The sequence below is a fragment of the Lentzea sp. NPDC051838 genome, from assembly GCF_040681245.1.
Lineage (GTDB): Bacteria > Actinomycetota > Actinomycetes > Mycobacteriales > Pseudonocardiaceae > Lentzea.
Genome location: NZ_JBFAYI010000006.1, coordinates 1 through 26,484 on the forward strand (window position 1 = coordinate 1; position 26,484 = coordinate 26,484).

Here is a 26,484-nt window from a genome sequence, read left to right on the forward strand (position 1 = left end):
TCCCAAGGGGAAGCACGCAACAGGAACTCTGACTACGCAAGCCGGGAACGGCACGGACTCGCAACAGGAACACGCCCAACGCAACCCGACCACCCGCAAGGCCGCGACTCGCAAGGCGACAGCCGCACGCAACAGGGGAACGGCACGGACAACCAACCGCCAGCCGCCAACGGCACAGGGGGACGACCCACCCAACCGGAGCGCCCGCCGGAACGGCGGCCCCAAGCAGGAACGCCACCCCAACCAGCCGATCTATGCTCGACCCCATGCAGTTGAGCATCGGACAGGTAGCCGAACGCACCGGCCTGAGCGTCCACGCCCTCCGCTTCTACGAAAAGGAAGGCATCCTCGCCCACCAGGTCCACAGAGGACCAGGAGGCCGCCGCGTCTACACCCAGCAGGACGTCGACTGGCTCCGAATGTGCATCATGCTGCGAATGTCCGGAATGCCCGTCCCCGAAATCCGCCGCTACACAGAGCTGGTCCGGCAGGGCGACGGCAACGAGCTGCAACGCCTGGACATCCTCAAGGAACACCAGGAGCGGGTCCGCCAGCAGATGGTCCAACTCCAGGAGTGCATGGACCTGATCACCTACAAGGTCGGCAAGTACGAGGACTACGTAAATTCGATCGCAGCCAAGGCAGTCGGCCAATAACCTCGGCCTCATGCCCGCACCACCCGCGCCCGTACCACCCTCGCCCGCACCACTCTCGCCCGTAGTGCTCTCGCTGAACATCGCCCGGAAGACGGTTCCGGTGGACTACGCCCAGCGGGGCCTCACCGCCATCGACAAGCGGCCTGTCGGCGGACCGCTCAAGGTCAGCCCTCCCGGCCCGAAGGGCGAGGGCGGCAGCGGGATCCAGGGCGACGTGATCGGCGACTGGAACAACCACGGCGGCGACTACCAGGCGGTGTACGGGTACGCCCGCGAGGACCTCGACTGGTGGCAGGGCGAGCTCGGCGTCGACCTGCACGAGGGACAGTTCGGCGAGAACCTGACCACGCGGGGCGTCGACCAGACACAGGCCCGCATCGGCGAACGCTGGCGGGTCGGCACCGCGCTGCTGCAGGTCACGGGGCCGCGCATTCCGTGCCGGACGTTCGCCGGGTTCCTCGGGCAGCGCGGCTGGGTCAAGCGGTTCACGCAAGCCGCGCGGCCAGGGGCGTACTTCAAGGTGGTGGAGGCCGGAGTGATCGCGGGCGGCGACGAGATCACCGTCGTGCACCGGCCGGACCACGACGTCACGGTCGGGATGTGCTTCCGCGCTCTGCTCACGGAGCCCGACCTGCTCCCCCACCTGCTCACGGCGGGCGACGACCTTCCGCCCGAGGAGCGCGACACCGTGCTCCGGCGCGGTGCGATCCAGCTGGACGCCTAGACCGGGAAGCGCCTGACCCACCGCTTCTGCCACGGCGTCTCGACCGCGCGCCGGTGGTAGTTGGCGCGCGTCCACTCCACGGCTTCGTCAGCGGGCACGCCGGCCAGCACGGCCAGACACGAGATCACCGTGCCCGTGCGTCCGACGCCGCCGCTGCACGCCACCTCGACACGTTCTCCGGACAGCGCGCGGGCGTGCAAGGCGCGAATCACCTTGATCGCGGCGTCGTGATCACGCGGAAGACGGAAGTCCGGCCAGTCGATCCAGTCGTGCGGCCATGGCACGTCGACAGGTCGCGGCTGCAGGTACACGCCGTACTGGGGATGCGGCTCCACGATCTTGCCATCGCGCAGGCCACGCCCCGTGACCACGGCTCCGTCGGGCAGCTCGACGATCTTCACGAACAGTTCCCCCAAACAGTCGCATTGCTCGAACAGCATGAAATTCTGTCACGTCTACTTCGCCGGTTTCCGCCGTTGGTACTACGCTCGCCAATTGGTTTTGCCGAGGAAGTGAGGCGGTGACGGGTGCGACGACGCGCCAGGGATGACGGGCGGTTCACCGGGCTGACCATCCTCGCGGCGGCAACCGGGTTCGTGCTCTTCCTACCGCCTCTGCTCACCGTCGCGAACGGCGGGGGCACCATCGCGGGCGTGCCGACGGTCGCGGTCTATCTCTTCGGCGCGTGGCTCGTGGTCATCGCACTGGTGGTCCTCCTCGTCCGACGGTCGGACTGATCTCCGATGCTCCAGACCTGGCTGATCATCGGCGTGTCCGTCGCCTACCTCGGCGTTCTGTTCGCGATCGCGTTCTACGGCGATCGCCGCGCCGACGCCGGCCGCAGCATCGTGGGCCGCGGCACCATCTACGCGCTCTCGCTCGCGGTCTACGCGACGTCGTGGACGTACTACGGCAGCGTCGGCCGCGCGGCCTCCACGGGCGTCGGCTTCCTGTCGATCTACCTCGGCCCGACGATCATGCTCGCGCTCGGCTGGCTGGTGCTGCGCCGGATCATCCACATCAGCCACCGCCACCGCATCACGAGCCTCGCGGACTTCGTGTCCGCCCGCTACGGCAAGAGCGTCCGGCTCGGCGGACTGATCGCGGCGATCGCCGTCGTCGGTGTCGTGCCGTACATCGCCTTGCAGCTCAAGGCGGTCTCCAACACGTTCGAGATCATCCGCCGCGCTCCGGCGATCACGCCGTCGTCCGCGCTCGGCCAGGTACCGGTGCTCGAGGACACCGCGCTGTACGTGGCGTTGCTGCTCGCGGGCTTCACGATCCTGTTCGGCACCAGGCATCTCGACGCCACCGAACGCCACGAGGGCATGGTCACCGCCATCGCGTTCGAGTCGGTCGTGAAGCTCGTGGCGTTCGTCGCGGCCGGCATCACCGTGACCTGGGGCCTCTACAACGGTTTCGGCGACCTGTTCACCCAGGCCCAGAACGCGGGCCACAGCGCGTTGTTCACGCTCGGCGACTCGACCGGCACCTGGGTGTGGCTGAACGTGTTGTCGCTCTTCGCGATCGTCATGCTGCCGCGCCAGTGGCAGGTCGGCGTCGTGGAGAACGTCGACGAACGCCACGTCAAGCAGGCGATGTGGATGACACCGCTGTACATGCTGCTCATCAGCGTGTTCGTGCTGCCGATCGCGGCGGCGGGCCTGCTGCGGTTCGGTTCCAAAGCCGAGGCGGACACGTTCGTGCTCACCGTGCCGATGGCCGCGGGACTGGACGTGCTGGCACTGCTGGTGTTCGTCGGCGGACTGAGCGCGGCCACGGGCATGATCATCGTCGAGACCGTCGCACTCTCCACGATGGTGTCGAACTCGATCGTCGTCCCGATGCTGCTGCGCCGCGGCTACGAAGGCCGCCTGGCCAAGCTGATCCTGCTGACCCGCCGCCTGTCGATCGTGGCGATCATGCTGCTGGGCTACGCGTACTTCCGGCTCGCGGGCGAAAGCGCCGCCCTGGTGTCGATGGGACTGGTGTCGTTCGCGGCCGTCGCGCAGTTCGCGCCCGCGATCATCGGTGGCCTGTTCTGGAAGGGCGGCACCCGCGACGGCGTCATGACCGGTCTCGCCGGCGGCTTCGCGGTGTGGACGTACACGTTGCTGCTGCCCAACTTCGCCGGCATCGGCTGGGTTCCGCGCGGGTTCCTCGACCACGGCCCGTTCGGCATCGAGGCGCTGCGCCCGGAACACCTCCTCGGCATCACCGGCATGGACAACATCAGCCACGGCATGTTCTGGAGCATGCTCGTCAACGTCGGCTGCTACGTCACGGTGTCACTCCTCGGCCGCCCGCAAGCCCGCGAACAAGCCCAGGCCGTCCTCTTCGTCGACGCCCTCGACGACCCGACACGGCCGCGTTTGTGGCGCAACCGCGTCTCGGTGCAGGCATTGCACGAGGTGCTGGTCCGCTCGATGGGCCAACGGGCAGCCGAAAAAGCACTCGAAGGCGTCGACCTGGAGTCCACAAAGGACGCCGACCCGGATCTGGTGCACCACGTGGAAACCGTGCTCGCCGGCGCGGTCGGCGCGGCGTCCGCCCGGATGATGCTCACCTCGGTCGCGGGTGAGGAGCAGCTCGGCGTCGAAGAGGTCATGGAGATGCTCGACGAAGCCTCCCAGGTGGCCGCGCTGGAGGAACGCCACCGCCTCGCCCGCGAGCTGCACGACTCGGTGTCGCAAGCCTTGTTCTCGATGACTCTGCACACCCGAGCCGTCGAACTGGCGCTGCAGAAGCAGGGCGGCGACCCGGACGGCCCGGTCGCGCGCGGCATCACCGAACTCCGCAGCCTCACCCAGGACGCGCTCGCCGAGATGCGCGCCTCGCTCTTCCAGCTGCGCCCCGACGCGTTGCGCGAAGACGGCCTCGCGGAAGCGATCCGCAAGCAGTCCGCCGCCATCGCCTCCCGCGAAGGAGTCGTCATCGCCGTCGAAGCCCCCGGCTACCGGCTCTCCTTGGACGACCGCGCGGAGGAGGAGATGTTCCGCGTCGTGCAGGAGGCCGTGCACAACGCCATCAAGCACGCCGGCCCCAGCCGCATCGACATCACGCTCTTCGAAAACGACGGAGTGATCATCGAAGTAGCCGATGACGGAACAGGATTCGACCCCGCTACGGTCTCCAGCAACGGCATGGGCCTGGTGAGCATGCGGGAGCGGATGAAGCGGATCGGCGGCGACCTCGTCATCCACAGCACCCCGGCCGGCTCGACCACGGTTCGCGCTGCCTTGCCTTCACGGACGGCGCCCTCAGGAACGGCAGGAGACCAGCGATGAGCACGATCCGGGTGTTCCTCGTCGACGACCACGCGGTCGTGCGGCGCGGCATGCGGGCGTTCTTCGAGATGCTCGACGACATCGAGGTCGTCGGCGAGGCGGGCGACGGCCAGGCCGCCCTCGACGAGCTCGCGGTCCGCGCCGCCTCGGACGACCTGCCCGACGTCGTGCTGATGGACCTCCTGATGCCCCGCCTCGACGGCATCGGGGCCACCAAGGCGATCAAGCAGCTCTACCCGCAGGTCGAGGTCGTCGCGCTGACCTCGTTCTCCGAGGCCGAACGCGTCCACGTCGCCCTCGAAGCCGGAGCCGCCGGCTACCTCCTCAAAGACGCCGAGGCCGACCAGGTCGGTGCCGCCGTGCGCGCGGCGATGCGCGGCCAGGTGCACCTCGACCCCGCTGTCGCCCGCACCCTCACCCGTTCTTTGGTGGCACCTCAACGGACCGCGACCGCGCTCACTCCTCGCGAGCGCGAGATCCTGGTGCTGGTGGCACACGGCAAGTCGAACCGGGACATCGCCGACGCGCTGGTGATCTCCGAGCGGACGGCGCGGACGCACGTGTCGAACGTGTTGAACAAGCTCGGGCTGGCGTCGCGGACGCAAGCGGCGTTGTGGGCGGTACGAGAAGGCCTCGTCACCGGTCCCTAGAGGAACAGCAGCACGACCAGCGGCGGGAAACCTTCCGCCGCAACGCCTCCCCACGCCTGGTTGCGCGGCCGGCTCATCGAGAGCTGGTCCGCGACGGCCAGCACGACGCTGCCCAGCACCATGAACGACGACACGTAGATCACCAGCGTGCGCCCGACCAGTTCCCGGCCCGAATGCACGGCGATGAGCCCCGCGATCAGCCCACACGCCAGGAACAGGTTGTAGAACCCCACCCCGAACGCCCACAACCGGATCGCTCGCACGTCCTCCGCGGGCTGCCGGAACACCGAGTAGTGGACTCGGTGGATCAAGAACGCCTCCCACACCCACACGACGACGTGGATCAATGCCGCGACCACAGCGGCGATCTGCGAAACGAGACTCATAGCGTCACCCCGTGGCGTTCCAGGGCTTCCATGCCGTTCGCCGACAGGTCGCGGAAGAACGCGCTCATCACGTCACCCACCGCGAACGCCAGGAACTGCACGGACGGCGTGTGCACGGTGAACGTGTGCGACACGCTGGGCGGGATGACGACGGCGTCGCCCGGCGAGAGGTCGTGCAGCTCGCCGTCGAGGAACACGGCCATGCGTCCGTGCAGCACGTAGTACACCTTGGGCCACGGAGTGCGGTGCGGCGGCGCGGCCTCGCCTCGGGGCGCGTCCACCTCGAACAGCTCGTACGAACCGTCGGTGTGCTTGCCCGAGACCCGGACGGTGATCGTTGCGTCAGGCGCGGTCAGTTCCTCGCCCTCGCCGGGGGAAGTCATCATGACCAGAAGCGTCGCCACGCGACACCAACAGCTGTATCCCGGAAAACTGGGATGCCCGGACAGCCCGCCGCGAGCGCATACTGCCAACCATGTGGGAGGGTCGGGCGCAGGGCGTGCGACGCGACATCACGGCACTCGCCGGTGCCGGCCTGGACGTCGCGGAACTGCACGCGGCCGCCATCGCCCTGGTCGACCGCGTGGTCCCCTGCGAGCTCACCTGCTGGGCGTCGATGGACCCGGACTCCGGCGCGATCAGCTCGATGACCAGCGGCGTCAACCGCATCCCGCAGCAGTACGAGCCGGTGCTCGCGAGCTGCGAATACACCCCGGGCGAGCCCCACACGTTCGCAGCGCTCGCCCAACGCGGCGACACCGTGGCCAAGCTGGAGGACAAGCGGTCGACCCGGCTCAACGAGGTCTGGCGCCCGCTCGGTCTCAGCCACGAGCTCAGAGCGATGTTCCGCGCAGACGACACCTGCTGGGGCGGCGCGGGCATCGTGCGCACGAACGACTTCAGCGACCGCGAACTCGACTTCATGGCGTCGGTCGCACCCTCCATCGGCGCGGCCACCAGGGTCGCGGCCAGGACGGCGGCCCGGCGAACCGGCGCACCCGCCATCGTCGTCGTCACCAAAGACGGCACGATCCGCTCCTCGACCGCCTCAGCAGCACAGTGGCGCGAGGAACTGGAGGAGGTCGCGCCAGGACGCTTCGCCGTGATGCTCCGAGCCGCCGCGTCCGGGGCGCGCGCCGGCACGTTCAAGGCGAGAGTCCGGGACGCGCACGGCGGCTGGATCCTCCTCGAAGCCAGCGAGCTCGTGAGCGATCAGGACTTCGAGGCGGCGGTGACGATCAGCCGAGCGTCCGGGCAGGAACTCGCCGGGTTGCTGTTGAAGGCGTACGGCGTGACCGCGCGCGAACAGGACATCTGCCACGAGGTGCTCGCCGGACAGTCCACAGCGGAGATCGCGGCACGGCTCGACATCTCGCCCTACACCGTGCAGGACCATCTCAAATCGCTTTTCGCGAAGTTCGGCGTGCGAAGTCGAGCGGAGCTGGTCGCCAAGCTGTCTTGACTGGTCAGATAAGGACCTTCGGGGGATCGTTTCGGGATCACTGCTCTGCCAGCATGACCGCCATGTACTCCGACCGCGCCCTGGTCATCGGCGCCGGCTTCGCGGGACTGCTGGCGGCCAGGGTGTTGTCCGAGTCGTACGGCGACGTCGTGCTCGTGGAACGCGACCAGCTCGCTGCGGACACCGAACACCGTTCAGGCATCCCGCAGGCCCACCACCCGCACGCGCTGCTGGCGCGCGGAGCCGAGGTGCTGGAAGCGCTCTTCCCCAAGCTCGGCACGGAACTGAAGGCAGCGGGCGCGATCCAGGCCGACCTCGGCAGCGACTTCATGAGCCGCGCTCCGGCCGGATGGGCACCACGCGATCCCATCGGCCTGAGCGTGCGCTCGATGACCCGCGTGACCATCGAGCGAATCATCCGCCGCCGCGTGCTGAAGCTGCCCAACGTGTCCCTGGTGGACGGCGTCACCATCGACGGCCTCCTGCACGACCGCGGCACGGTCACCGGCGTCCAGGGCACCCGTCAGGGCACGCCCTTCACCGACTACGCGGACCTCGTCGTCGACGCGTCCGGCCGCAACAGCAAGCTCGTCTCGTGGCTCGCGGAGCTCGGCGTGCACTGCCCCGCCCCGATGATCGTGAACGGCCACCTCGCCTACACCTCACGCCTCTACGAGGTGAACCACGACCTGAAGCTCGACTGGAAGACCGCCTACGAGATCACGCACGCACCTGAGACGAAACGCGGCGGCGCGGTGTCCTCAGTGGACGGCGGCCTGTGGTTCGTCACGCTCTTCGGCGCGGGCGGCGACATGGCCCCGACCGACGAGGACGGCTTCCTCTCCTACGCCACCACGCTGCGGTGCCAGGACATCGCCGAGATCATCAAGACCGCCACCCCGGCCTCGAAGATCTACCGCGTCGGCAACCTGCGCAGCCGCTGGAACCGCTTCCACAAGATCCCCAACTGGCCACGCGGCCTGCTCGCACTCGGCGACTCGGTGGTCTCGCTCAACCCCGTCTACGGCCACGGCATGACGCTCGCCGCCCTGAACTGCGCCGCCCTGCGCGAGCTCCTCGCCGAACACGACCTCGCCAAGGAACCGCTGATCTTCCAGCGCGCGGTCGCGAAGACCGCCCAGATCCCGTGGATGTCCGCGACCACCACCGACCTGGGCTGGAGCGAGAAGAAACTCCCTCTCAGCACGCGGTTCATGCAGTGGTACGCCCGCCGCCTGTTCCAGGTCGTCCCCGGCAACCGGCACGTCTACCGCGCCTTCATCCGCGTCTCGCAGATGGTCGACCACCCGGTGTCGCTCTTCCGACCGGCTGTCCTGTGGAAGGTGCTCAGCGGACGGCGCCCTCGGGCCACAGAACAGTGACCGGCACGCCCCGCGACCGCGCATACGCCACGACGTCGGCCGTCCCACCGGGCCCGCGACCGGGCTGACCGTCCCACACCGCCAGCAACGAGTCCGACTCGTCGACCATCCGCTTGCCCGCCTCCATGTAGGCGTGCGGATCCGGCGTCACGAACGGCAGCTGCACCACCTTGCCCGCCCGCGCCAGCAACCGGTCGTAGACGGGCCGGTACACCTCCGGCAACGACGCGCGGTAGTCGATGGCCGGCAGCACGGCGACCAAAGATCCGCCCGCGTCCAGCACGGCCTGCGCGAACACCGCGTCCGCGCCGTCGGCCAGGCACGACACGCCCACCAGCTGATCGCTCCGGACCACCGCGGCGCGGATCATCCGGTCGACCTCCGCCTCCAGCTCGGTGGAGAGGCCGCGGTGTCCCGTGATGGCAAGGTGCGTCATCCCTACAAGATAAGCGGCTGAAGCGGGATCAGGCCGGTGGATCTGCGCACTCGTCCCGATGCCAGGACCTCGACGATTCGCCGCCGCGTGGAACACGGAGAGATCACTTCGTCGGCCCGTTTCCGTGACGAACCGCCGGCCATGTCGGCGTCGGGCCACGCGAGCACGGCGGAGGCGCCCAGCGAGCGGGAGTTCATCACGAAGTACGGGGCGCAGATCCTTCTCGGCACCACCGTCACCCGCGGCACAGAGGTGGAGACCAAGGCGTGCAACAGCTTCGAGGTGCGACCGGACACCTCCGCGGCTTCCGCGACCACGACCAGCGGCACCCGGAGCGCGTCGCACATCCGCACGAACCGGGCGGCTTTCGCGGCAGCCGCACCGTCGAGATGCCCGCTGTCGGTGAGGACGCCGACGGTGTGGCCGCCCATCCGGCCCAGAGCGGTCAGGAGGTGGGGTGCGATGCTGGCTCGGAGTTCCACGGCGGAGGAGGTGGGGGCGGAGGGGTTGTGGGCGGAGGGGTTGGCGACGGCTGGGGCGGCGGCGGGAGTGCTGGCGGCGGGAGTGCCGGCGGCTGAAGTGGCGGCGGCGGGAGTGGCGGCGGCGGGAGTGGCGGCGGCTTGGGCGCTGGCGGCGGTGGGGGTGGCGAGGGCGACTGGGGTGGCGGGGGTCGGGTCGAACATCGCTAGTGCCAAGGCTCGACCACCGGTGGGCAGGGGCGCGTCCGGCACTGCCGAGTAGTGGCCGTGATCGTCGAGCAGCGACGTGACCTGCCGAGCCTTCTCCACGGCCAGCGCGTCGGACGAGCACACGACGTCTCCCCCGAACCCGTCCGGTCCGGCGATCACGACGTCGGAGAACGCGGGCCCGTAGCCGCCGTCGGAACACGAGGGTCCCAGCGCCACACAGATCTGGGGCACCCGGCCGGACGCTCGCACCATCGCGGCGAACACGTGGCCGGCGCCGTCCAAACCGGTGGGCCGCGCGTGCCAGAGGCCCACGACCGGAACGCCTTCACACGCCGCTGTGTCGACGGCCCAGACGATGCGCGAGCACCCGTCGGCGTCGAGAGATCCGCTGAAGGTCGCGTGTGCGATCACCGGGCGGCCGGACACTCGTCCTCGGGCGATCACCACGCCCGCGCTGTCCACATCGGACAAGAGCCGGACAGTCCCGCTGTCGCACAACGCGCCCAGGCTCGCGACCGGGTCCATCTCACGCTGCCAGGCAGAGGTGGGAGCGCAGTGACTGCAGAGCGGAGTGGACGCGGGACTTGACCGTGCCGACCGGGATGCCGAGCACCGCGGAGACCTCGTCGGGGCTGCGGCCGTGCAGGTACATGTGCACGACGACCTCGCGCCGGTTCGGCGTCAGCTTGGCCATCGCGTCGGCCAGCGTGATCGAGTCGACTACCCGCGAGATCTCGCACCGGGCGGTCGGCAGGTGGGCCAGAGCTGCGTCACCGGCCTCCTGCGGGCGGCGGTTGCGGTGGCGGACCCGGTCGACGACGAGGTTGCGCGCGACGGTGACCAGCCACGGCCTGGCTGCCTCGGGCCGGTTCGCCAGCCGCGGCGTGCGCCAGGCGCGGAGGAACGTCTCCTGCAGGATGTCCTCGGCGAGGCCCGCGTCGCCGTTGGTGAGCGTGCGCAGGTACTTGTGCACCGAACGGCCGTGCATGCGGTACATCTCCGCCAGCGCCCGGCTGTCCATTGTGTCGGCGAATGCCCCGGCAGTGTTGCTCAGAGCGCTGATGGTGGCCATGGTGCTCATGTCGCTCGCCTCGCAGTCCGGGCGTCGGGGTCGTGGCACTGGGAACTTTGTGCACTGATAACTGTGCTCCGTGCCACACCCCGCCGGATCGGTCTGCCGACCCGACCTGCCCGCGTAGTTGCGGAACCCCCGACCGGGACCGAAGTCCGGCCACGTCTACGTCATCCGTCCTGCGCCGCGTCCACATCCCGGGCCGCCAGCAGAGCGCTCACCAACAGGTCCGAGTAGCCGTCCTTGGCGAGGAACGTGTACGCGCCGGCCGCGATCGCGCTGTCCGCGCACGCGTTGTTCAGGCTCATCGCCACGACCGGAATCCCGTGCTGCTCGGCGAAGACCTTGAGCAGCGACAGGCCGTCCCGCTCGGTCGGCATCAGCACGTCGACGATGGCGACGCCCGGCTCGGTCTCCACGGCGATCCGCACGGCCGACTCGGTGCTGCCCGCCTCGCCGACGACCTCGAACTCCGGGTGTGCCACCAGAAATGTCCGCATGGCGCTGCGCACCCGCGCGTCGTCGTCGACGATCAGCACGCGAATGGGCCCTCGCCCGCCGGGAACCATCAACGGGCCCTCCCACCAACTACGGCATCCGCAAGAAGTAGACGCCTGCGCGATGCCGTAGTTGGAGTGGCGAATGACTGCTCCTAGCCGAGACGTTTGTCGCGGTTCTGGCCAACCACCGACAGGTAGTGAGTGTTCGTCATGACTCCGAGGATGTTCCCGAACGGATCCACCACGGACGCGGTCACGAACCCCTCGCCGCGCTCCCGGATCTCGTCGTGCACCTTCGCTCCGAGCTCCAGCAACCTGGCCACCGTCGCCTCCAGGTCGTCGACGGCCCAGAACAGGATCGAGCCGCCCGGACCCTCGGAAGGCGTGACCTCGAACTGACGCTGCACCAGCCCGAGCTCGGCCTGGTAGTCCCCGATCCGGAACTCCGCGTACCCCAGCGTGCCGTCGGGCGCGTTCCGCGAGAAGTACGCCTCCACCCCGAGGAACTCGGTGTACCAGGCGCGCGCCTCCGCGACGTCGTCGGCGTAGTAGGTCACGGTCGCCATGCCTCGCAACATCTTGATCTTCCTCCAAATAAATTTCGGTGTCGCGATTTAGGTTCGGCCGTAAAGTGCTCATCTAGTGAGCACTTTTAACAGGAACCTGGAGCCATGCGCGCAGACCGACTCGTCGCCACGCTCCTGCTGATGCAGGCCAGGGGTCGCATCACCGCCTCTGAGCTGGCAAAAGAGCTCGAAGTGTCCCCCGCCACCGCCCGCCGCGACCTCGAAGCGCTGTCCACCGCGGGCGTCCCCGTCTACCCCCAACCGGGCCGCGGCGGCGGCTGGTCGCTGATCGGCGGCGCCCGCACCGACCTCAGCGGGCTGACCTCAGCCGAGGCCCAGGCGCTGTTCCTGATCGCCGGCCCCGCCGCGTCCGTCGCCCCGCAGGTGAAGTCGGCACTCAGAAAACTCGTGCGCGCCCTGCCCCAGACGTTCCGCGCCGAAGCGGAGGCCGCCGCCGACGCGGTCGTGATCGACACCGCGGCCTGGGGCGACGACACGAAGGACCGCCCGATCCTGGTCGAGCTGCTGCAGAAAGCAGTCGTCCAGCAGATCAAGGTCCGCCTGACCTACCAGAAACGAGGAGAGGCGGCGAAAGGCCGCACCGTCGACCCGTGGGGCCTCGTCGACAAGGACGGCATCTGGTACTTCATCGCCGGCACCGCGGACGGCCAACGCACGTTCCGGCTCGACCGGATCCACGGCGTCACGCTGACCGGCAAACCGTCGGCCAAACCACCGGACTTCGTGCTCGCGAAGGCGTGGGACTCGGTCGTCACGGAGGTCGAGCAACTCCGCTCCGAAACCGCCGCGATCATGTTGGTGCCCAACAGGTTCCTGAAGGTCTTCCAGCACATCCACGGCCGCCACTGCACGGTTCTCGACCAGCTCGACGACGAAGCACGCGTCGAACTGACCGCCCCCACACCCCTCGACATCGCCCGCAACGTCGCCGGGTGGGGCAGCCTGCTCACGGTCGAGTCACCCCCGCAAGTACAGGACCACCTCGCCCGCATCGGCGCCGAGCTGGTCAGCCGATACCAGCCTGCTTCTCCAGCCGGTCCAGCCGAGACATGATCATCTGCAGCACGGCGGCCGCGTCCGGTGTGGCCTGCTGCTGCTTCTTGAGGTGCACGATCCCGGCGAGAGCGGTCTGCACTGCCCGACGCGTGCCCTTGAGATCCGCGCCGCGCTCACGCAGCACAGCACCCGCGCTGCCGTCCGGCTCGGCGATGAGACCGAGCAGCAGGTGCTCGCATCCCACGTAGTTGTGCCCGAGCGCCATCGCCTCCACCACCGCGAGCTCCAAAGCGTTGACCGCGTCAGGAGCGAACCCGGAGCCCTCCGCCGACGAGGACGGGAACTGCAGCGTGCGCGGGTCGATGTCGATCGCCCGCAACACGTCCATCGCCAGGTTCGCACCTTCGTCGACGAGCGCCTGCGCCAACGAAGCCGTGGTGACCACCGGCGCCTCCGAAGCCATCCGCAGCACCGTGCGCATCCGTTCGGTGAGCTGAGAGCCGCGTTCACCGTCGAGATCGGCGACTGTGAGCCCGCGCACGGACGTGATCCGCTTGACCGACACCTCCAGCGCCCGCTGACAGATCGCGGAGACCGGAATGTTCAGCTCCTTCACCGTTTCCGCCAGTTCATCGGGCAGGTACACGTTGATTTTCGGCATAACCCCATATCTACCCCCATGTGGGGTTACAGTCAATCCCGAACGCGGCAACCGTCACACTTAAGGGTGATCGAAGGGGACGGGAGCGCGGGCGTGGAGGAGAAGAGCAGGCTCATCGGGAGCCGCTACCGGTTGAAGGAGAAGGTCGGCCAGGGCGCGATGGGCGTCGTGTGGCAGGCCTATGACGAGCAGCTTCACCGGGTGGTGGCGGCGAAGGAACTGCTCGCTCTCGACGGCGTCGACGACGCCAAGATCGACCGGGCCAAGGCCAGAGCCATGCGCGAGGCCCGCCTGGCCGCGCGCCTCGAACACCCCAACGCCATCCGCGTCTACGACGTCGTGGAGCACGACGGTCAGCCCTGGCTGATCATGGAGTACCTCCCCTCCCGCAGCCTCGCCGTCGTGATCACCGAGCAGGGCACGCTGCCGCCGCGCGAGGTCGCCCGCATCGGCTGCTACACCGCCGCCGCACTGGCCGCCGCCCACCGGCACGGCATCCAGCACCGCGACGTGAAGCCCGGCAACGTGCTGATCGGCGACCAGGAAGTCAAGATCACCGACTTCGGCATCTCCAAGGCGATCGACGACGGCACGGCGACCGTGACCGGCACCGTCGGCACGCCCGCGTTCTTCTCCCCCGAGGTCGCGCGCGGCGAGGACGCCGGACTCGCCTCCGACGTGTTCTCGCTCGGCGCCACGCTCTACAACGCCGTCGAGGGCGGTCCGCCGTTCGGCACCGCGGACAACCACATCGCGATGCTGCACCGCGTGGCGAGCGGGTCGATCATGCCGCCCGCGAACGCCGGTCCGCTGCTCGCGCCCGTGCTGTTCCGGTTGCTGGCCAACGAACCCGACCGCCGTCCGTCCATGCAGGAGGCCGTGCACCTGCTCGCCGCGGTGGTCAACGACTCGCCGCAGGTGTCGGAGGCGACCGCGGTCATTCCGGCCACTGTGGAGCTTCCCGTCGAGGCGCTGCCCGAGGAGAAAGCGAAGCAGGAATCGGGTGCGGCTGCTGCCGGGCTGGTCGCGGGAGCGGCTGCCGCCGAAGCCGTCGAACTGACGGCGCCACCCGCGCAGCCAGAGCCGGAACCCGAACCCGAGCCGGAACCGCAGCCGGAACCCGAACCCGTTGTGGCGCAACCAGAACCGACGCCGGTCCTCACTCCGCCCGTTCCCCCGCAGCCGGAACCGGAGAAAGAGCGGCGCAAGTTCCCGCTGGTCCCGATCGCGATCGTGATCCTCGTGCTGGCCGTGGGTGTCGGCTCGTTCCTGTTGTGGCCCAAGGGCCGCAACAACGCCTCGAACAACCCGCCCTCGTCGAGCACGTCGACCCCGGCGGCCACCAGCCAGTCTCAGACGCAACAGCAGACCCAGCAGCAGACGACGACGGAAAACCCGCCGCAGACCAACTCCCAGACAAGCCCGCAGACCCCTCCGAACCAGACGCAACAGCCGCCCGCGGGACCGAAGAACGCGCAGGAGGCGATCACCGCCTACTACGCGTTGATCCCCGGCGACCTGCAGACCGGCTGGTCACTGCTCACCGACCAGTTCAAGACCGGTCGCGGCCTGACCTACGAGGGCTACCAGCGGTTCTGGCGCGACTACACCTCGGTGCAGCTGTCCAACTTCGTGCCGCAGGGCGACAACGCCGTCACCGTGACGCTGCAGTACATGCAGGGCTCGAACGTCGCCATGACCGAGACGCCCACGTTCACGTTCGTTCAGCAGAACGGAAAATGGCTGATCAACAGCCAGGGTTAGGGGTGATGATGGCGGCATGACCCGACGCGCGCTCGTCACCGGAGCTTCCCGCGGCATCGGTGCCGCCATCGCCCACGCCCTCGCCGACACCGGCCACCAGGTCGCCGTCCACTACCGCAGCGGTGCGGACGAGGCCGCGAAAGTCGCGGAAAGCCTTGCCGGCACCGGACATGTGACCGTCCAGGGCGACCTCGGCGCGAACGAGGCCGAGCAGGTCGTCGCGGAGACCGTCGAGAAGCTCGGCGGTCTCGAGGTCCTGGTCAACAACGCCGGCATCTACTTCCTGCACCCGATCGCCACGACCAGCTTCGCGGACTGGCAGGAAGCCTGGCGCCGCACCCTCGAGGTCAACCTGATCGGCCCGGCCGACCTGACCTGGCACGCGGTTCGGCACATGACCCTGGGCGCCCGGATCATCAACATCGGCTCGCGCGGCGCCTACCGCGGCGAGCCCGACGCGCCCGCGTACGGTGCCGCGAAAGCCGGGCTGCACGCGATGACCCAGTCTCTCGCGCAATCCCTCGCACCCCAGGGCATCTCGGTCGCGGGTGTCGCACCGGGCTTCGTCGCCACGGACATGGTCGCGGACCTGGTGACCGACGCGATCCGCGCGCAGAGCCCGTTCGGTCGCGTCGCCGAACCCGAGGAGGTCGCCTCGGCGGTCGCGTGGCTCGCGTCCGAGAAAGCCACGTGGGCCAGCGGCACGATCATCGACGTCAACGGCGCCTCCTATCTCCGTTGAATTCCCTGACCAGCGACCGGAACTGGTTCCGGTCGCTAGTTGATCTTCCACACAACCGGTCTAGACCACTAACGTCCCGGGTGGGCGCAAGACCGAAAGTGGAAGGCAACCCCCTGCAATGCGTTCACTCCGATCCCGCCTCGGCGCCGCCGGCCTCGCGCTGGCCGCCGCCGCGGCGACCATGACGGTCATCGCGCCAGCCGCGCAGGCCGCGTATCCCGCCGGGTTCAAGAGCGTCGGCTACATGCCGTCGTGGTCCGGCAGCGTCAGCGCGATCCAGTACAGCAAGCTGACGCACATCAACTACTCCTTCGTCCTGCCGAACTCCAACGGCACGCTCCAGGGCACGCCCGACCCCGGCAAGCTCCAGCAGCTGGTGAGCCTCGGCCACCAGAACGGCGTCAAGGTCTCGATCGCGGTCGGTGGCTGGAACAACGGCAACGACGACAACTTCGAGATCCTCGCGGCCAGCGCGAACGGCCGCACGACGTTCGTCAACGCGTTGATCAACCTCGTCAACCAGTACAACCTCGACGGTGTCGACATCGACTGGGAGTACCCGGATCCGGGTGCCGAGGGCGACAACTACACCGCTCTGATGCGGCAGCTCGGCGACGCGCTGCACAGCAGGGGCAAGATCCTCACCGCGGCTGTGGTCTCCGAAGGCGGCACGGCGAACGGCGTGCAGCCGGCGGTGTTCGGCATCGTCGACTGGCTGAACATCATGGCGTACGACGGTGGCAGCCCGCACGCGAACTACGACTGGTCGATCAACTCGGTCAACTTCTGGAAGGGCCGCGGGCTTCCCGCCTCCAAGGCCGTTCTGGGTGTGCCGTTCTACAGCCGGCCGACCTACATCGCGTACAAGGACCTGGTCGCGCAGGACCCGGCCAACGCCAACCGCGACTGCTACAACGGCAACTGCTTCAACGGCATCCCCACGATCAAGCGCAAGACGACGTGGGCGGTGGCGAACGCGGGCGGCATCATGAACTGGGAGCTGTCCCAGGACACGACCGGCAGCACCAGCCTGCTCAACGCGATCTGGGAGGCCGCGTCCGGCGGCACCCCTCCGACGCCGGGCGGCACGATCACCGGTTTCGGCGGTAAGTGCGTCGACGTGGCGGGTGCGAACTCGGCCAACGGCACCGCGGTGCAGCTGTGGACCTGCAACGGCACCGGCGCCCAGCAGTGGTCCCGCAACGGCAACACCGTCCGCGCCCTGGGCAAGTGCCTCGACGCGTCCGGTACCGCCAACGGCGCTGTCACCCAGCTCTGGGACTGCAGCGGAGCGGGCAACCAGCAGTGGACGTCCGAGGCGAACGGCCAGCTGCGCAACGTGGCGTCAGGAAGATGTCTCGACGCCACTGGCCCCAGTTCCGCCGACGGCACCAGGCTTCAGCTCTGGGACTGCGCCGGAACCGCCAACCAGCAGTGGCGCTTCAACTGATTTTCCTTCTGACTTGTGGAACTTCAGGCCGATCACGCAGGCGATGATCCCGGTGAGGAACACGATCTTCCACACGGAGACGGTTTCCTCACCGGCGATCATCGCCCACGCGACTGTCAGGGCCGCGCCGATGCCGACCCACACGGCGTACGCGGTGCCGACGGGGATCCGTTTCATACCAACGGAAAGCCCGACCATGCTCAGGGTCGCGGTGATCGCGAAGATGACGTAGTCGCCGTTCGACAGCGCCGTCGCCCACACGGCTTCGAGCACGGCGCTGACCAGCAGAACCGCCCAGTACATCTAGCTCACCGCCTTCAGGCCCGCGACGCAGCCGATCAAGGCCGCGAGGATCAGCGCCTTGGCGACGCCGAGCTTCTCCTCCTTGCGCAGCACCGCGACCAGCACCGTCAGCACGGCTCCGACGCCGACCCACACCGCGTACGCCGTGCCGACCGGGATTCCACTCATGGCGTAGGCGAGGCCGACGACGCTCGCGGTCATCGAGATCGCGAACACCGTTGTCGGCCAGGGTCTGCGGAAACCTTGTGATGCGGAGAGCGCCGTGGCCCAGACGGCCTCCAGCACTCCCGACACGACCAGCACCAACCAGTACATTGGTACGACCGTACCAGAAAAGACCTCCGTACCATCTGTGACATGGCACCCAGCCTGGAGAACGTGCTGGTCGTAGGCGTCGCGTCGAGCGCGCTGTTCGACCTGTCCGCGTCCGACGCCGTGTTCTCGTCCGAGGGCGAGGAGGCTTACCGCGCGTTTCAGTCGTTGCACCTCGACGAGCCGTTCGCGCCCGGCGTCGCGTTCCCGTTCATCCGCCGGCTGCTGGGGCTGAACTCGCTGGGACCGCTGGTCGAGGTGATCGTGCTGTCCCGCAACTCCCCCGACACCGGGCTGCGAATCCTGCGGTCGGCGGCTCATCACTCGCTGCCGATCACGCGAGCGATCTTCACCGAGGGACGCGCGCCGCACGAGTACATGCCCGCGCTGAACATGTCGTTGTTCCTGTCAGCGCACGAAAACGACGTGCGCAAGGCCACGGCCGCCGGACTGCCCGCCGGGCAGGTGATGCAGTCGTCCTTTCAGGACGACGACGATCCGGCGTTGCGGATCGCGTTCGACTTCGACGGGGTGCTGGCGGACGACGCGGCCGAGCGGATCTACCAGTCCGGTGGCCTCGACCAGTTCCAGCGGCACGAGGCTTTGAACGTGGTGACGCCTCTGGATCCCGGGCCGTTGCGGAACTTCCTCGCGGGGATCAACAGGATTCAGCGGGTGGCGGAGGATCAGGTGCGGGTATCGGTGGTGACGGCTCGAAGCGCTCCTGCCCACGAGCGCGCGATCAACAGCATCAAGGCCTGGGGGCTGACGGTGAACGACGCGTTCTTCCTGGGCGGGTTGAAGAAAGCGCCGATCCTCGACGTGTTGAAGCCGCACATCTTCTTCGACGACCAGCGGGGGCACCTGATCCAGACCGTGCCGTGCGTGCACATCCCGTTCGGCGTCACGAACGCAGAAGGTCGATCTCCGCGGTGAGCTCAGACCTCAGGTCGTCGTGCTCAGGCCCGAGCACGGTCTTCGGGTCGGACCAGCGTTCCTGCGGGTAGAGCCACACCGGGCGGCTGACGATCTCCGGCGGTTCCCAGTCGTAGCGCGGCCAGACGTGGGCGTGCAGGTAGGGGTCGGTGTTGCCGAGGATCTCCAGGTTGACCCGCCGGAACCCCTCGTCGCGGCGGGCGCAGACGCGTTCGACCGCCTCGCCGAGGAGTTCCAGGTCTGCCAGGAATTCCAGGCGGCGGCGTTTGGGCAGGTTGGTGAGGCGCTCGACGTTCGGTGTGTCGACCAGCAGGACGCAGTAGCCCGGTAGGAACTGCACGTCACCGATGGCCGCGAAGCCCGCGTTGAGGCGCCGCAGCACGGTGGGGTTCAGGCCGCGCAACGACGACCCGATCCGGTCCTGTTTCCAGTCGTCCACCCTCACACCTTCCCGAGCGGTCCTGGATCGGGCAAACCGAACTGGCCCGCGAAGTCCGCTTGGAAGGCGAGCTGCTCCCGCATCGAGACGGCGCTGCGCGTGGTGCCTGCGACGTCCTCCGCGCCCTCCTTGGAGAACAGCGGCGGGAACATGGTGATCACGTCGCGCAGGCCGAGTTGTGCCACCTCGTCCCGCCAGGTCGGCCAGAACACGGTGGAGTAGTACTCCTCCAGGCCGCCCTCCAGCATCCACATGAGCCACGCGCTGTGCCCGCCGTCGAAGGTCTCCCACTCCAGCGAGTCCGGCGCGAAGTAGACGACCTGGCCCGGCTCACCCGGCCGCCCGTACGACGCGCAGTCCATGCCGTTCAAGGCGAACGCACCGCCGAGCACGTCATGAGCGAGGACCAATCCCGCCTGTGGCGCCCACGACGGGTCGGGATCCGCGGGGAACCCGTTCACCTCGGCCAGGCTCGGCAGGTCGGCACCCGATCCGCCGTAGACGCGCAGCCAGCCGTGGTGCAGCAACAGCCCACCGCTGTTCAGCGTCACGGCGCCCAGCAACGACCGCGCTGTCACCTGCAACTGCAGCAGCGTCGCGCGGCAGGCCTCCGAGTCCGGCGGCAGTGCGGCGTGATCCCCCTCGGCCAGCGCCTCCACCACCACGGGCCAGCCCGGCTCGTCGACGTCGACGAGTTCGGTGAGGTCGCGCATCACCGGCGCCACCACCGCTTGGGCCGCTGTTGGGGCGCCCTCACCGGATCCAGTTCCAACGCGTCCAGCTCGGCGATCGAGTCGGCGTGGGTGGCGACGTTGAGGGCGAGTGTGCCCAGCTGAGGGGCCTCGTCACCGAGCGGCACCTCAGCGAGCAGGACCTCCATCAGCCGCTCCCCCGATGCCGACGGAAGCGGCTCGTCCACGGCCAGGTGCAGCATCAGGTGCTCCGCTCCGGTGTCGCGCCATCGCGCCTGCGACACCCAGACCGCCCGGATCGCCGGGAACTCGGGAAGACGGCGCCCCAGGGCCTCTCGCAGGGCCAGAGCCACCGGGTGGGTGGTCGGGCGCAGCAGGAGCTCCTGTCCCGCGCCCCGCAGGCCTCGCTGACGCAACGTGTGGAGCAGCAGCGGGGTGGGCACGCGCGCCCAGCCGTGATCCGAGTGCAGGGCCAGGCCACCGACGCCCGTCTGCTGCGTGATGTCCACCAGGCGCAGGGCGTCGCAGTGCACGGATCCGGCCGCGTCCGGCAGCTTGTCGGCGCAGCACGCTTCGCTGACGAAGCCGGGCAGGACAGGCTCGTCGTCCGAGCCCTTGAGGAACACCACGGACCCGTTGGCGTGCACGGGAACGAACACCCCGTGGTCGACCAGCGCTCCGAGCAGCTGCTCGGATTCGGACTCGGCTGCTTGGCGGTCGAGTATGTCGGCCAGCGCGTCGTTCACGGTTCCCCCAGGAAGAAGCCCGGCCGCCCCAACGCGGGGCGACCGGGCTCAACCCTAGAGGTTACGAACGGGCGAGGCCGTTCTCGATCGCCGCGATGATCGCCGGCCGCAGCTCGGCAGCCGAGATGATCGCGTCCACCGACCCGACCTCGACCGCGCGCTGCACGCTGTGGACGCGGTCGAACTCCGCGGCCATCTCGTTCAGCTTCTCGGTCCGCACGGCCTGACGCGTCGAGGCGAGCTCGGCGGTGAGCGCCGCGCGTTCGGCACCAAGAGCCTCGGACACCGAGGTCTCCAGCTTCTTCACGCGCGGGTCGTTGGCCGTGCGGCCGTCGACCTCGCGGGCGAACACCACGGCCGCGGCGGGGGCGCCGCCGATGACCGAGGCGAAGGAGCCTTCGACGGCCAGCACGGTCATGGACGGGTTCAGGGCCTTCGAGAAGACCACGAACGCGCCGCCGTGGTAGCGCGAGATCACGGTGAACACGATCGGGCCGGAGAAGTTGACGATCGCGCGGCCGATCTCCGCGCCGTACTCCAGCTGGAGCTCGCGCATCGACTCGGGCGAGCCGTCGAAGCCCGACAGGTTCGCCAGGACGACGAGTGGCCGGTTGCCCGAGGCCGCGTTGATCGCGCGGGCCGCCTTCTTCGACGACTTCGGGAACAGCGTGCCGGCGGTGTAGGTGTCCGGGCCGTCGGTGGGCGGGAAGCCGGTGCGGGAGACGCCGCGCGACTCGATGCCCAGCAACGTCACCGGGATGCCGCCGAGGTGCACGTCCTGGACGACCGCGGTGTCGGCGTCGGCCATGCCCGCCCAGCGCTCCAGGACGTCGTGGTCCTGGTCGGACAGCGCGCGCATCACCGTGCGGATGTCGAACGGCTTCTTGCGGTCCGGGTTCGACTCGATCGAGAAGATCTCGCCGACCGTCATGAACGGGCTGTCGCCGACGACGTGCGGGTACGACGAGACATCGCGAGACGACGGGTCCGAAGTGGACACCCGACGCGGGCCGGGCTCACCGGGCGCGATGTAGCTGTGCTCGTAGTGAGCCAGCAAAACATCAAAAGCAGACCGCAGGTTGGGTGCCCAGTACTGCGCCTGGCCGTTCGGGCCCATGACGCGGTCGTAGCCACCGATGCCGTAGTTGTCCTCGGCGGAGACACCGCCGGAGAAGTCCAGCGCCTGCTTGCCGGTCAGCACCATCGCCGAGTCCGGCGTCATGACCAGGATGCCCTTGCAGTGCATCAGCATCGTGGCTTCGGCGTTCCAGTACGGCTGGGCGCCGACGTTGATGCCGTTGACCACGATGTTGATCTCGCCACCGGCCTGGGTGAACTCGACGACCCGCTTCAGCGCCGCCGCGACCCAGTCCATGTTCTCGACACCGGAGCTCATCGAGATCTTCGCGCCGGACGAGAGCGAGAACCATTCCAGCGGAACGGAAAGCTCCGATGCGAGGTCCAGAGCGTGGATCACTCGAGAGCACTCGGGCTCGGCCAGAGCACCGAGAGACTTCGTCGGGTCGCCCAGCAGCACGACGCGCTTCATGCCCTCGGGGTACGCCGGGGTGGGCGTCGTCACGACACCGACGACGATGCCCGCCTTGTTGCCACCACGCGGACGGTCGACCGGCACCAGCGCGCCGTCGACCAGGTCGTGCTCCACGAAGGACCCGCCGTCGCCGACGAGCATGTCGACCAGCTCGTACGGGTAGATCGTGCCCCGCGACTGGGCGCGCAGGACGTTCTGGCGGTAGTCGTCGAGCGGCTGGATCGGCTCGGTCGGCGGCTGCACGAACGAGAACGAGACGCCGGCGCCCGCGTCGTTCGCGATGCGCACACCGATGTCGGTGAGCTCACCGGAGACGGGGTCCTTGCGCCGCGCCAGGAACAGGACCTCTTCCAGGTCCAGGCCGGTGGTCGTGGGCAGCACACGGGAACCGACCGCGTCGAGGTCCTTCGACCCCAGCTCGGTGGGCGGCCACGCGTACAGCACGACCCGGTTGGTGGCCAGGCGCGTCCGGCCACCGGCCTGCGCACGTGCCCGGCGAATACCGTCCAGACAGGTCGCCAGCACGTCCTCGGCGGCAGGCAGGGCGACGATCCTGCCGTCGTCGTCGCGCAACGGCGTCAGGTCGCGAACCTGGCCGAGAGCGACCAAACGCTCGTCGGACTTGTTCGCCTTGGCGACCGCGCGGAACAGGTAGACGTCTTCGTCCACAGAGGGCAGACGCGTGAGGTCGAACTCCCGCAACCGCTCCAGCTGCATGCGTTCGGCGATGCGCGGGTGCAGCCCGCGCACCAGCCTCTCCTCGGCGAACCCGTTGGACGACGGGCGGAACGTGAAGTGGTGGTGCATCGACTCGCCGCGACGGCCCGCCACCGTGGTGGTGATGCGGGTGATCGTCGGCGGCAGCTGGTGCGCGGCCAGGGCGGCGCCCAGACCGGCGGCCATCTCGTCCTGGTCGGACGGGCCGTCGACCCAGTTGACGTAGAGGTCCGCGACGACCGCGTTTCCGTTGGCGTACGAGACGATCTCGCCGACGGCGCCCGGCAGCGAAGGGAACTCCACCGCGGTCGACACGAGACGCGTCTTCTCCGGCGCGTTCTCCGCGACGAAGAACGCACCCTTGACGCGCGGGTTCTCCAGCGCCTTCTTGGTGTAGTAGCGGCGGGCCAGCACCTCCAGCAACGGGGTGTTGTCCGCGCCGGGCTTGCCGATCCGCTGTCCGAGCAGACGCACCAGCGGTTCCGCGGACGCCACCATCGCCGCGATCCGCTCCTCGCGGTCAGCGGCCTGGGGCTGCGCGTCCAGGTGGATCAGGTGCTTGCGGACCTCGCTGTGCACGCGGGCGCGGTTGCGGCGCACCAACGGCTGCGCGAACCACGTGAACACGACGCTGCGAGCCAGGTCGGCGACCGCCGGGTAGCGGACCTGCGTCGCGGCGACGATGTGCTCCAGCACCAGGCCGACCTGTACCTGCTCGGACTCGACCGGCGGCGCCTCCTGCACCCACTGGCGCAGCAGGGTCGTCGCGACGGCCGCGTCGAACACGCCGCGGCGCAGCGCCACGAAGATCCGGAAGACGGCCTGCTCCAGCTCCGGCGTCCGGTCGAGCTCGGTGATGCCGTAGTGGCCGATCACGTTCTGCAGACGGGCCCGGAAGCCCTCCGGCAGCGCCGCGCGGTCCGCGTCCAGCGTCTTCAGATAGGTGTGGAAGTGCTCGCGCGGAGAGTGGATGTGGTTCTCCGGCTTGGTTTCCTCACCGGCCGGACGGTTGCGCGACAGGTCGCACAGGTCGGCGAAGATCGCGAGCAAGCGAGCCTCGGCGACGAGGGGCCGCTCCAGCAGGTCGTGCCGCGCACCCATGTAGTTCGACAGCACGCGCTCGGTGTCGGCGGCCGTGGTGTCGAAGCCCAGCAACAGGTTCCGCAGGTCGTCGAGACCCCGCGTGACGAGCTCCTCGGGCAGCACGTCGGTGCGCGGCGCGGGCAGTTCGAGCTCCACAGTGGACTCGGACTTCTGCTCCTCGACGGCGCCGTCGGCGTCCTCGATCTCCTCCAGCTTCAGCAACGCGCCACCGGCGGGCACCTGGGTGCCGACGACGACGTTGAGCTCCTTCAGCCGAGCGCGGAACGGCGCGCGCAGCACCGTCTCCATCTTCATCGCCTCGAGCACCAGCACCGGAGCGCCGGCCTCGACCTCGGCGCCGACCTCCAGCGGAGTCGCGACGACCAGCGCGGGCATCGGCGAGCGCAGGACACCGCCCTCGTCACGGGTGACGCGGTGGGTGACGCCGTCGACCTCGACCTGGTGGACCGGGCCGGACGTGCCGGTGACGACGCGGAACCGCGTGCCGTTGACCGTGATCGTGCCGACGTGGTGGTCGAACCGCTCGACGTCGACGTCACCGGTCAGCACCACGTCGGAGTCGGCAGCCGACACACCGACGCGGTACTTCGCGGAACCGACGCGGGCCACGTTGACGATGTACGGCTGGCCGCGCAGCACGAACTCCAGCTTGACCGCGCCCTCGTGGTTCGTGCGCGGCTGGCCACCACGGGAGGACGCCAGCAGCTCGGTGCGGTTGATCTGCTCCTCGTCCTCGTACACCTCGATACCGGCGGCGGCGAGGGCGATCGCGGAGTGGCGGTGCGAGATCAGGCCACCGTCGGCGCGGACGCGGTCGATCCACGACGTGTCGGCCGAGCCGTCGATGACAGCGGGCTCGTCCAGCAGATCGAGGACGAAGCTCTTGTTCGTCGTGCCGCCCTCGATGATCACGGTCGTCTCGGCCATGGCACGGCGCAGCTTGCCGAGCGCCTCGTCGCGGTCGCGGCCGTACGCGATGATCTTCGCGATCATCGAGTCGAAGTCGGACGGGATCTGCGAGCCCTCGGCCACACCGGTGTCGACGCGGATACCGGGACCGGCGGGCAACTCCAGCCGAACGATCGTGCCGGGGCACGGCGCGAAGTCGCGGTCAGGGTCCTCGGCGTTCAGGCGGGCCTCGACGGCGTGGCCCTGCTCGACCGGCTTCGCGCCTTCCAGCTTGCCGCCACCCGCGACGTGCAGCTGTGCCTTGACCAGGTCGAAGCCCGTGGTGATCTCGGTGATCGGGTGCTCGACCTGCAGGCGGGTGTTGACCTCCAGGAACGCGAAGAGCTTCTCACCGGGGTGGTAGAGGAACTCGACGGTGCACGCGCCGCGGTAGCCGACGGCGTTCGCGAGCCGCTCGGCCGACGCCTTGAGGTCGTCGACCTGCGACGGCTCCAGCACGCAGGACGCCGACTCCTCGATGATCTTCTGGTTGCGCCGCTGCACCGAGCAGTCGCGGACGCCGAGCGCCCACGCCGTGCCCTGGCCGTCGGCGATGACCTGCACCTCGACGTGCCGGGCGCCGGTGACCAGGCGCTCCAGGAACATCACGCCGGAGCCGAACGCGCGCGCGGCCTCCTGGCTGGTGCGGTCGAAGTTCTCTTCCATCTCCTCGGGAGAGGTGATCTTGCGGATGCCGCGGCCACCACCACCGGCGGTCGCCTTCAGCATCAACGGGTAGGTGACCTCCTCGGCCACCTTCAACGCGTGCTCGAGGTTCTCGACGGCACCGCGCGACCACGGCGCGACGGGAACGCCGACCTCCTCGGCGATCAGCTTCGAGCCGATCTTGTCACCGAGCTTGCGCATGGCCTCGGCGGACGGGCCGACGAACGTGACGCCGACCTTCTCGCACAGCTCGGCGAACTCGGGGATCTCGGCGACGAAGCCCCAGCCGACCCACGCGGCGTCGGCCTTCGTGTCGACGAGGGCCTGCTCCAGCACCTTCAGGTTGAGGTACGGACGGTCAGCCGCCAGGCCGAGGTTGTAGGCGAGGTCGGCTTCCCTCACGAAGGGCGCCGACTTGTCCACATCGGTGTACAGGGCGACGGTCTCGATCCGTTCCCCTGACTCGGCGGCGAGCTCACGGACGGCGTGGATCAGCCGCATTGCGGCTTCCCCGCGGTTGACGATCGCTACACGACTGAACAACGACTTGACTCCTCGCGGACGCACAAACCTCAGCGGCAGTCGCCGCTCAATCGATGTACACACTCTCGTCTACTACCCGGTA

The 26,484-nt window shown here is 68.9% G+C and carries 27 protein-coding genes; 12 read left to right on the forward strand and 15 right to left on the reverse strand.

Annotated features, from left to right (window positions below):
- The first annotated feature begins 266 nt into the window (after positions 1-266).
- Both AB0M24_RS16070 and AB0M24_RS16075 read left to right on the forward strand, forming a co-directional pair.
- Positions 267-656, forward strand: coding sequence for a MerR family transcriptional regulator (locus AB0M24_RS16070; protein WP_355570187.1), 390 nt, complete (start codon positions 267-269; stop codon positions 654-656).
- A gap of 10 nt (positions 657-666) precedes the next feature.
- A complete protein-coding gene (locus AB0M24_RS16075) occupies positions 667-1,380 on the forward strand; it encodes an MOSC domain-containing protein (protein WP_363767149.1) in 714 nt (237 codons plus the stop codon).
- Here the strand turns inward: AB0M24_RS16075 and AB0M24_RS16080 are convergent.
- A complete protein-coding gene (locus AB0M24_RS16080; RefSeq protein ID WP_363768253.1) occupies positions 1,377-1,775 on the reverse strand; it encodes a protein-tyrosine phosphatase family protein in 399 nt (132 codons plus the stop codon). The genes AB0M24_RS16075 and AB0M24_RS16080 overlap by 4 nt on opposite strands.
- A 132-nt stretch (positions 1,776-1,907) precedes the next feature.
- On the opposite strand from AB0M24_RS16080, the gene AB0M24_RS16085 reads away from it, so the two are divergent.
- From AB0M24_RS16085 to AB0M24_RS16095, 3 genes are read left to right on the forward strand one after another with little or no spacing between them, the layout of a single operon-like run.
- Entirely contained in the window at positions 1,908-2,117 is a 210-nt protein-coding gene (locus AB0M24_RS16085) for a hypothetical protein (RefSeq protein ID WP_363767152.1), read from the forward strand.
- Positions 2,118-2,123: 6 nt separating this feature from the next.
- On the forward strand, positions 2,124-4,667 hold the full coding sequence (locus AB0M24_RS16090; protein ID WP_363767155.1) for a histidine kinase: 2,544 nt from the start codon (positions 2,124-2,126) through the stop codon (positions 4,665-4,667).
- Positions 4,664-5,317 (forward strand): response regulator transcription factor, encoded by a 654-nt coding sequence (locus AB0M24_RS16095; protein ID WP_363767158.1) that lies wholly within the window; start codon positions 4,664-4,666, stop codon positions 5,315-5,317. The genes AB0M24_RS16090 and AB0M24_RS16095 overlap by 4 nt, the downstream gene beginning before the upstream one ends.
- Here the strand turns inward: AB0M24_RS16095 and AB0M24_RS16100 are convergent.
- Together AB0M24_RS16100 and AB0M24_RS16105 are read right to left on the reverse strand one after the other, a co-directional pair.
- Positions 5,314-5,703: a DUF1304 domain-containing protein gene (locus AB0M24_RS16100; protein ID WP_363767161.1), complete on the reverse strand. Its 390-nt coding sequence runs from the start codon at positions 5,701-5,703 to the stop codon at positions 5,314-5,316. The genes AB0M24_RS16095 and AB0M24_RS16100 overlap by 4 nt on opposite strands.
- Positions 5,700-6,089, reverse strand: a complete 390-nt coding sequence (locus AB0M24_RS16105) for a cupin domain-containing protein (RefSeq protein WP_363767164.1) — start codon at positions 6,087-6,089, stop codon at positions 5,700-5,702. The genes AB0M24_RS16100 and AB0M24_RS16105 overlap by 4 nt, the downstream gene beginning before the upstream one ends.
- An 89-nt stretch (positions 6,090-6,178) precedes the next feature.
- Here AB0M24_RS16105 and AB0M24_RS16110 point away from each other — a divergent pair, with 89 nt between their 5' ends.
- Both AB0M24_RS16110 and AB0M24_RS16115 read left to right on the forward strand, forming a co-directional pair.
- A complete protein-coding gene (locus AB0M24_RS16110; RefSeq protein WP_363767167.1) occupies positions 6,179-7,165 on the forward strand; it encodes a helix-turn-helix transcriptional regulator in 987 nt (328 codons plus the stop codon).
- 53 nt (positions 7,166-7,218) lie between these two features.
- A complete protein-coding gene (locus AB0M24_RS16115; protein WP_363767170.1) occupies positions 7,219-8,547 on the forward strand; it encodes an FAD-dependent oxidoreductase in 1,329 nt (442 codons plus the stop codon).
- Here the strand turns inward: AB0M24_RS16115 and AB0M24_RS16120 are convergent.
- From AB0M24_RS16120 to AB0M24_RS16140, 5 genes are all read right to left on the reverse strand, one after another.
- Positions 8,513-8,983, reverse strand: a complete 471-nt coding sequence (locus AB0M24_RS16120) for a hypothetical protein (protein WP_363767173.1) — start codon at positions 8,981-8,983, stop codon at positions 8,513-8,515. The two genes, AB0M24_RS16115 and AB0M24_RS16120, sit on opposite strands and share 35 nt — an antisense overlap.
- 2 nt (positions 8,984-8,985) lie before the next feature.
- A complete protein-coding gene (locus AB0M24_RS16125; RefSeq protein ID WP_363767176.1) occupies positions 8,986-10,197 on the reverse strand; it encodes a carboxyl transferase domain-containing protein in 1,212 nt (403 codons plus the stop codon).
- 1 nt (position 10,198) lies between these two features.
- Entirely contained in the window at positions 10,199-10,753 is a 555-nt protein-coding gene (locus tag AB0M24_RS16130; RefSeq protein WP_363767179.1) for a sigma-70 family RNA polymerase sigma factor, read from the reverse strand.
- Between the two features lie 161 nt (positions 10,754-10,914).
- On the reverse strand, positions 10,915-11,283 hold the full coding sequence (locus AB0M24_RS16135; RefSeq protein ID WP_363767182.1) for a response regulator: 369 nt from the start codon (positions 11,281-11,283) through the stop codon (positions 10,915-10,917).
- A 113-nt stretch (positions 11,284-11,396) separates the two neighbouring features.
- Entirely contained in the window at positions 11,397-11,810 is a 414-nt protein-coding gene (locus tag AB0M24_RS16140) for a VOC family protein (protein WP_363767185.1), read from the reverse strand.
- Between the two features lie 105 nt (positions 11,811-11,915).
- On the opposite strand from AB0M24_RS16140, the gene AB0M24_RS16145 reads away from it, so the two are divergent.
- Positions 11,916-12,884, forward strand: coding sequence for a WYL domain-containing protein (locus AB0M24_RS16145; RefSeq protein ID WP_363767188.1), 969 nt, complete (start codon positions 11,916-11,918; stop codon positions 12,882-12,884).
- Here AB0M24_RS16145 and AB0M24_RS16150 read toward each other — a convergent pair.
- Positions 12,838-13,488 (reverse strand): Clp protease N-terminal domain-containing protein, encoded by a 651-nt coding sequence (locus AB0M24_RS16150; protein ID WP_363767191.1) that lies wholly within the window; start codon positions 13,486-13,488, stop codon positions 12,838-12,840. The two genes, AB0M24_RS16145 and AB0M24_RS16150, sit on opposite strands and share 47 nt — an antisense overlap.
- 66 nt (positions 13,489-13,554) lie before the next feature.
- On the opposite strand from AB0M24_RS16150, the gene AB0M24_RS16155 reads away from it, so the two are divergent.
- The 3 genes from AB0M24_RS16155 (at position 13,555) to AB0M24_RS16165 (ending at position 17,444) form a co-directional block, all read left to right on the forward strand.
- Positions 13,555-15,252: a serine/threonine-protein kinase gene (locus AB0M24_RS16155; protein WP_363767199.1), complete on the forward strand. Its 1,698-nt coding sequence runs from the start codon at positions 13,555-13,557 to the stop codon at positions 15,250-15,252.
- Positions 15,253-15,268: 16 nt separating this feature from the next.
- Entirely contained in the window at positions 15,269-15,994 is a 726-nt protein-coding gene (locus tag AB0M24_RS16160) for an SDR family oxidoreductase (protein WP_363767201.1), read from the forward strand.
- 118 nt (positions 15,995-16,112) lie between these two features.
- Positions 16,113-17,444 carry a glycosyl hydrolase family 18 protein gene (locus AB0M24_RS16165; RefSeq protein ID WP_363767204.1) on the forward strand — a complete coding sequence of 444 codons (1,332 nt, stop codon included), beginning with the start codon at positions 16,113-16,115 and terminating at the stop codon, positions 17,442-17,444.
- Here the strand turns inward: AB0M24_RS16165 and AB0M24_RS16170 are convergent.
- Positions 17,340-17,747, reverse strand: coding sequence for an SMR family transporter (locus tag AB0M24_RS16170; protein ID WP_363767207.1), 408 nt, complete (start codon positions 17,745-17,747; stop codon positions 17,340-17,342). The genes AB0M24_RS16165 and AB0M24_RS16170 overlap by 105 nt on opposite strands.
- On the reverse strand, positions 17,748-18,062 hold the full coding sequence (locus AB0M24_RS16175; RefSeq protein WP_363767210.1) for a multidrug efflux SMR transporter: 315 nt from the start codon (positions 18,060-18,062) through the stop codon (positions 17,748-17,750).
- Between the two features lie 42 nt (positions 18,063-18,104).
- Between AB0M24_RS16175 and AB0M24_RS16180 the strand changes: the two genes are divergently transcribed.
- Positions 18,105-18,995, forward strand: coding sequence for a 5'-nucleotidase (locus tag AB0M24_RS16180; protein ID WP_363767213.1), 891 nt, complete (start codon positions 18,105-18,107; stop codon positions 18,993-18,995).
- Here the strand turns inward: AB0M24_RS16180 and AB0M24_RS16185 are convergent.
- The 4 genes from AB0M24_RS16185 to AB0M24_RS16200 all read right to left on the reverse strand — a co-directional run bounded on the left by AB0M24_RS16185 (position 18,964) and on the right by AB0M24_RS16200 (position 26,402).
- Positions 18,964-19,434, reverse strand: coding sequence for a hypothetical protein (locus tag AB0M24_RS16185; RefSeq protein ID WP_363767216.1), 471 nt, complete (start codon positions 19,432-19,434; stop codon positions 18,964-18,966). The two genes, AB0M24_RS16180 and AB0M24_RS16185, sit on opposite strands and share 32 nt — an antisense overlap.
- A 2-nt stretch (positions 19,435-19,436) precedes the next feature.
- The gene (locus tag AB0M24_RS16190; protein ID WP_363768256.1) at positions 19,437-20,147 is read right to left on the reverse strand and encodes a DUF2625 family protein; all 711 of its coding nucleotides are present in this window, start codon (positions 20,145-20,147) and stop codon (positions 19,437-19,439) included.
- A complete protein-coding gene (locus AB0M24_RS16195) occupies positions 20,147-20,872 on the reverse strand; it encodes a hypothetical protein (RefSeq protein ID WP_363767219.1) in 726 nt (241 codons plus the stop codon). Before AB0M24_RS16195 ends, AB0M24_RS16190 begins: the two co-directional genes overlap by 1 nt.
- Positions 20,873-20,933: 61 nt before the next feature.
- Complete coding sequence (locus AB0M24_RS16200; protein WP_363767222.1) at positions 20,934-26,402, reverse strand: carboxyl transferase domain-containing protein; 5,469 nt, start codon at positions 26,400-26,402, stop codon at positions 20,934-20,936.
- Positions 26,403-26,484 lie beyond the last annotated feature (82 nt).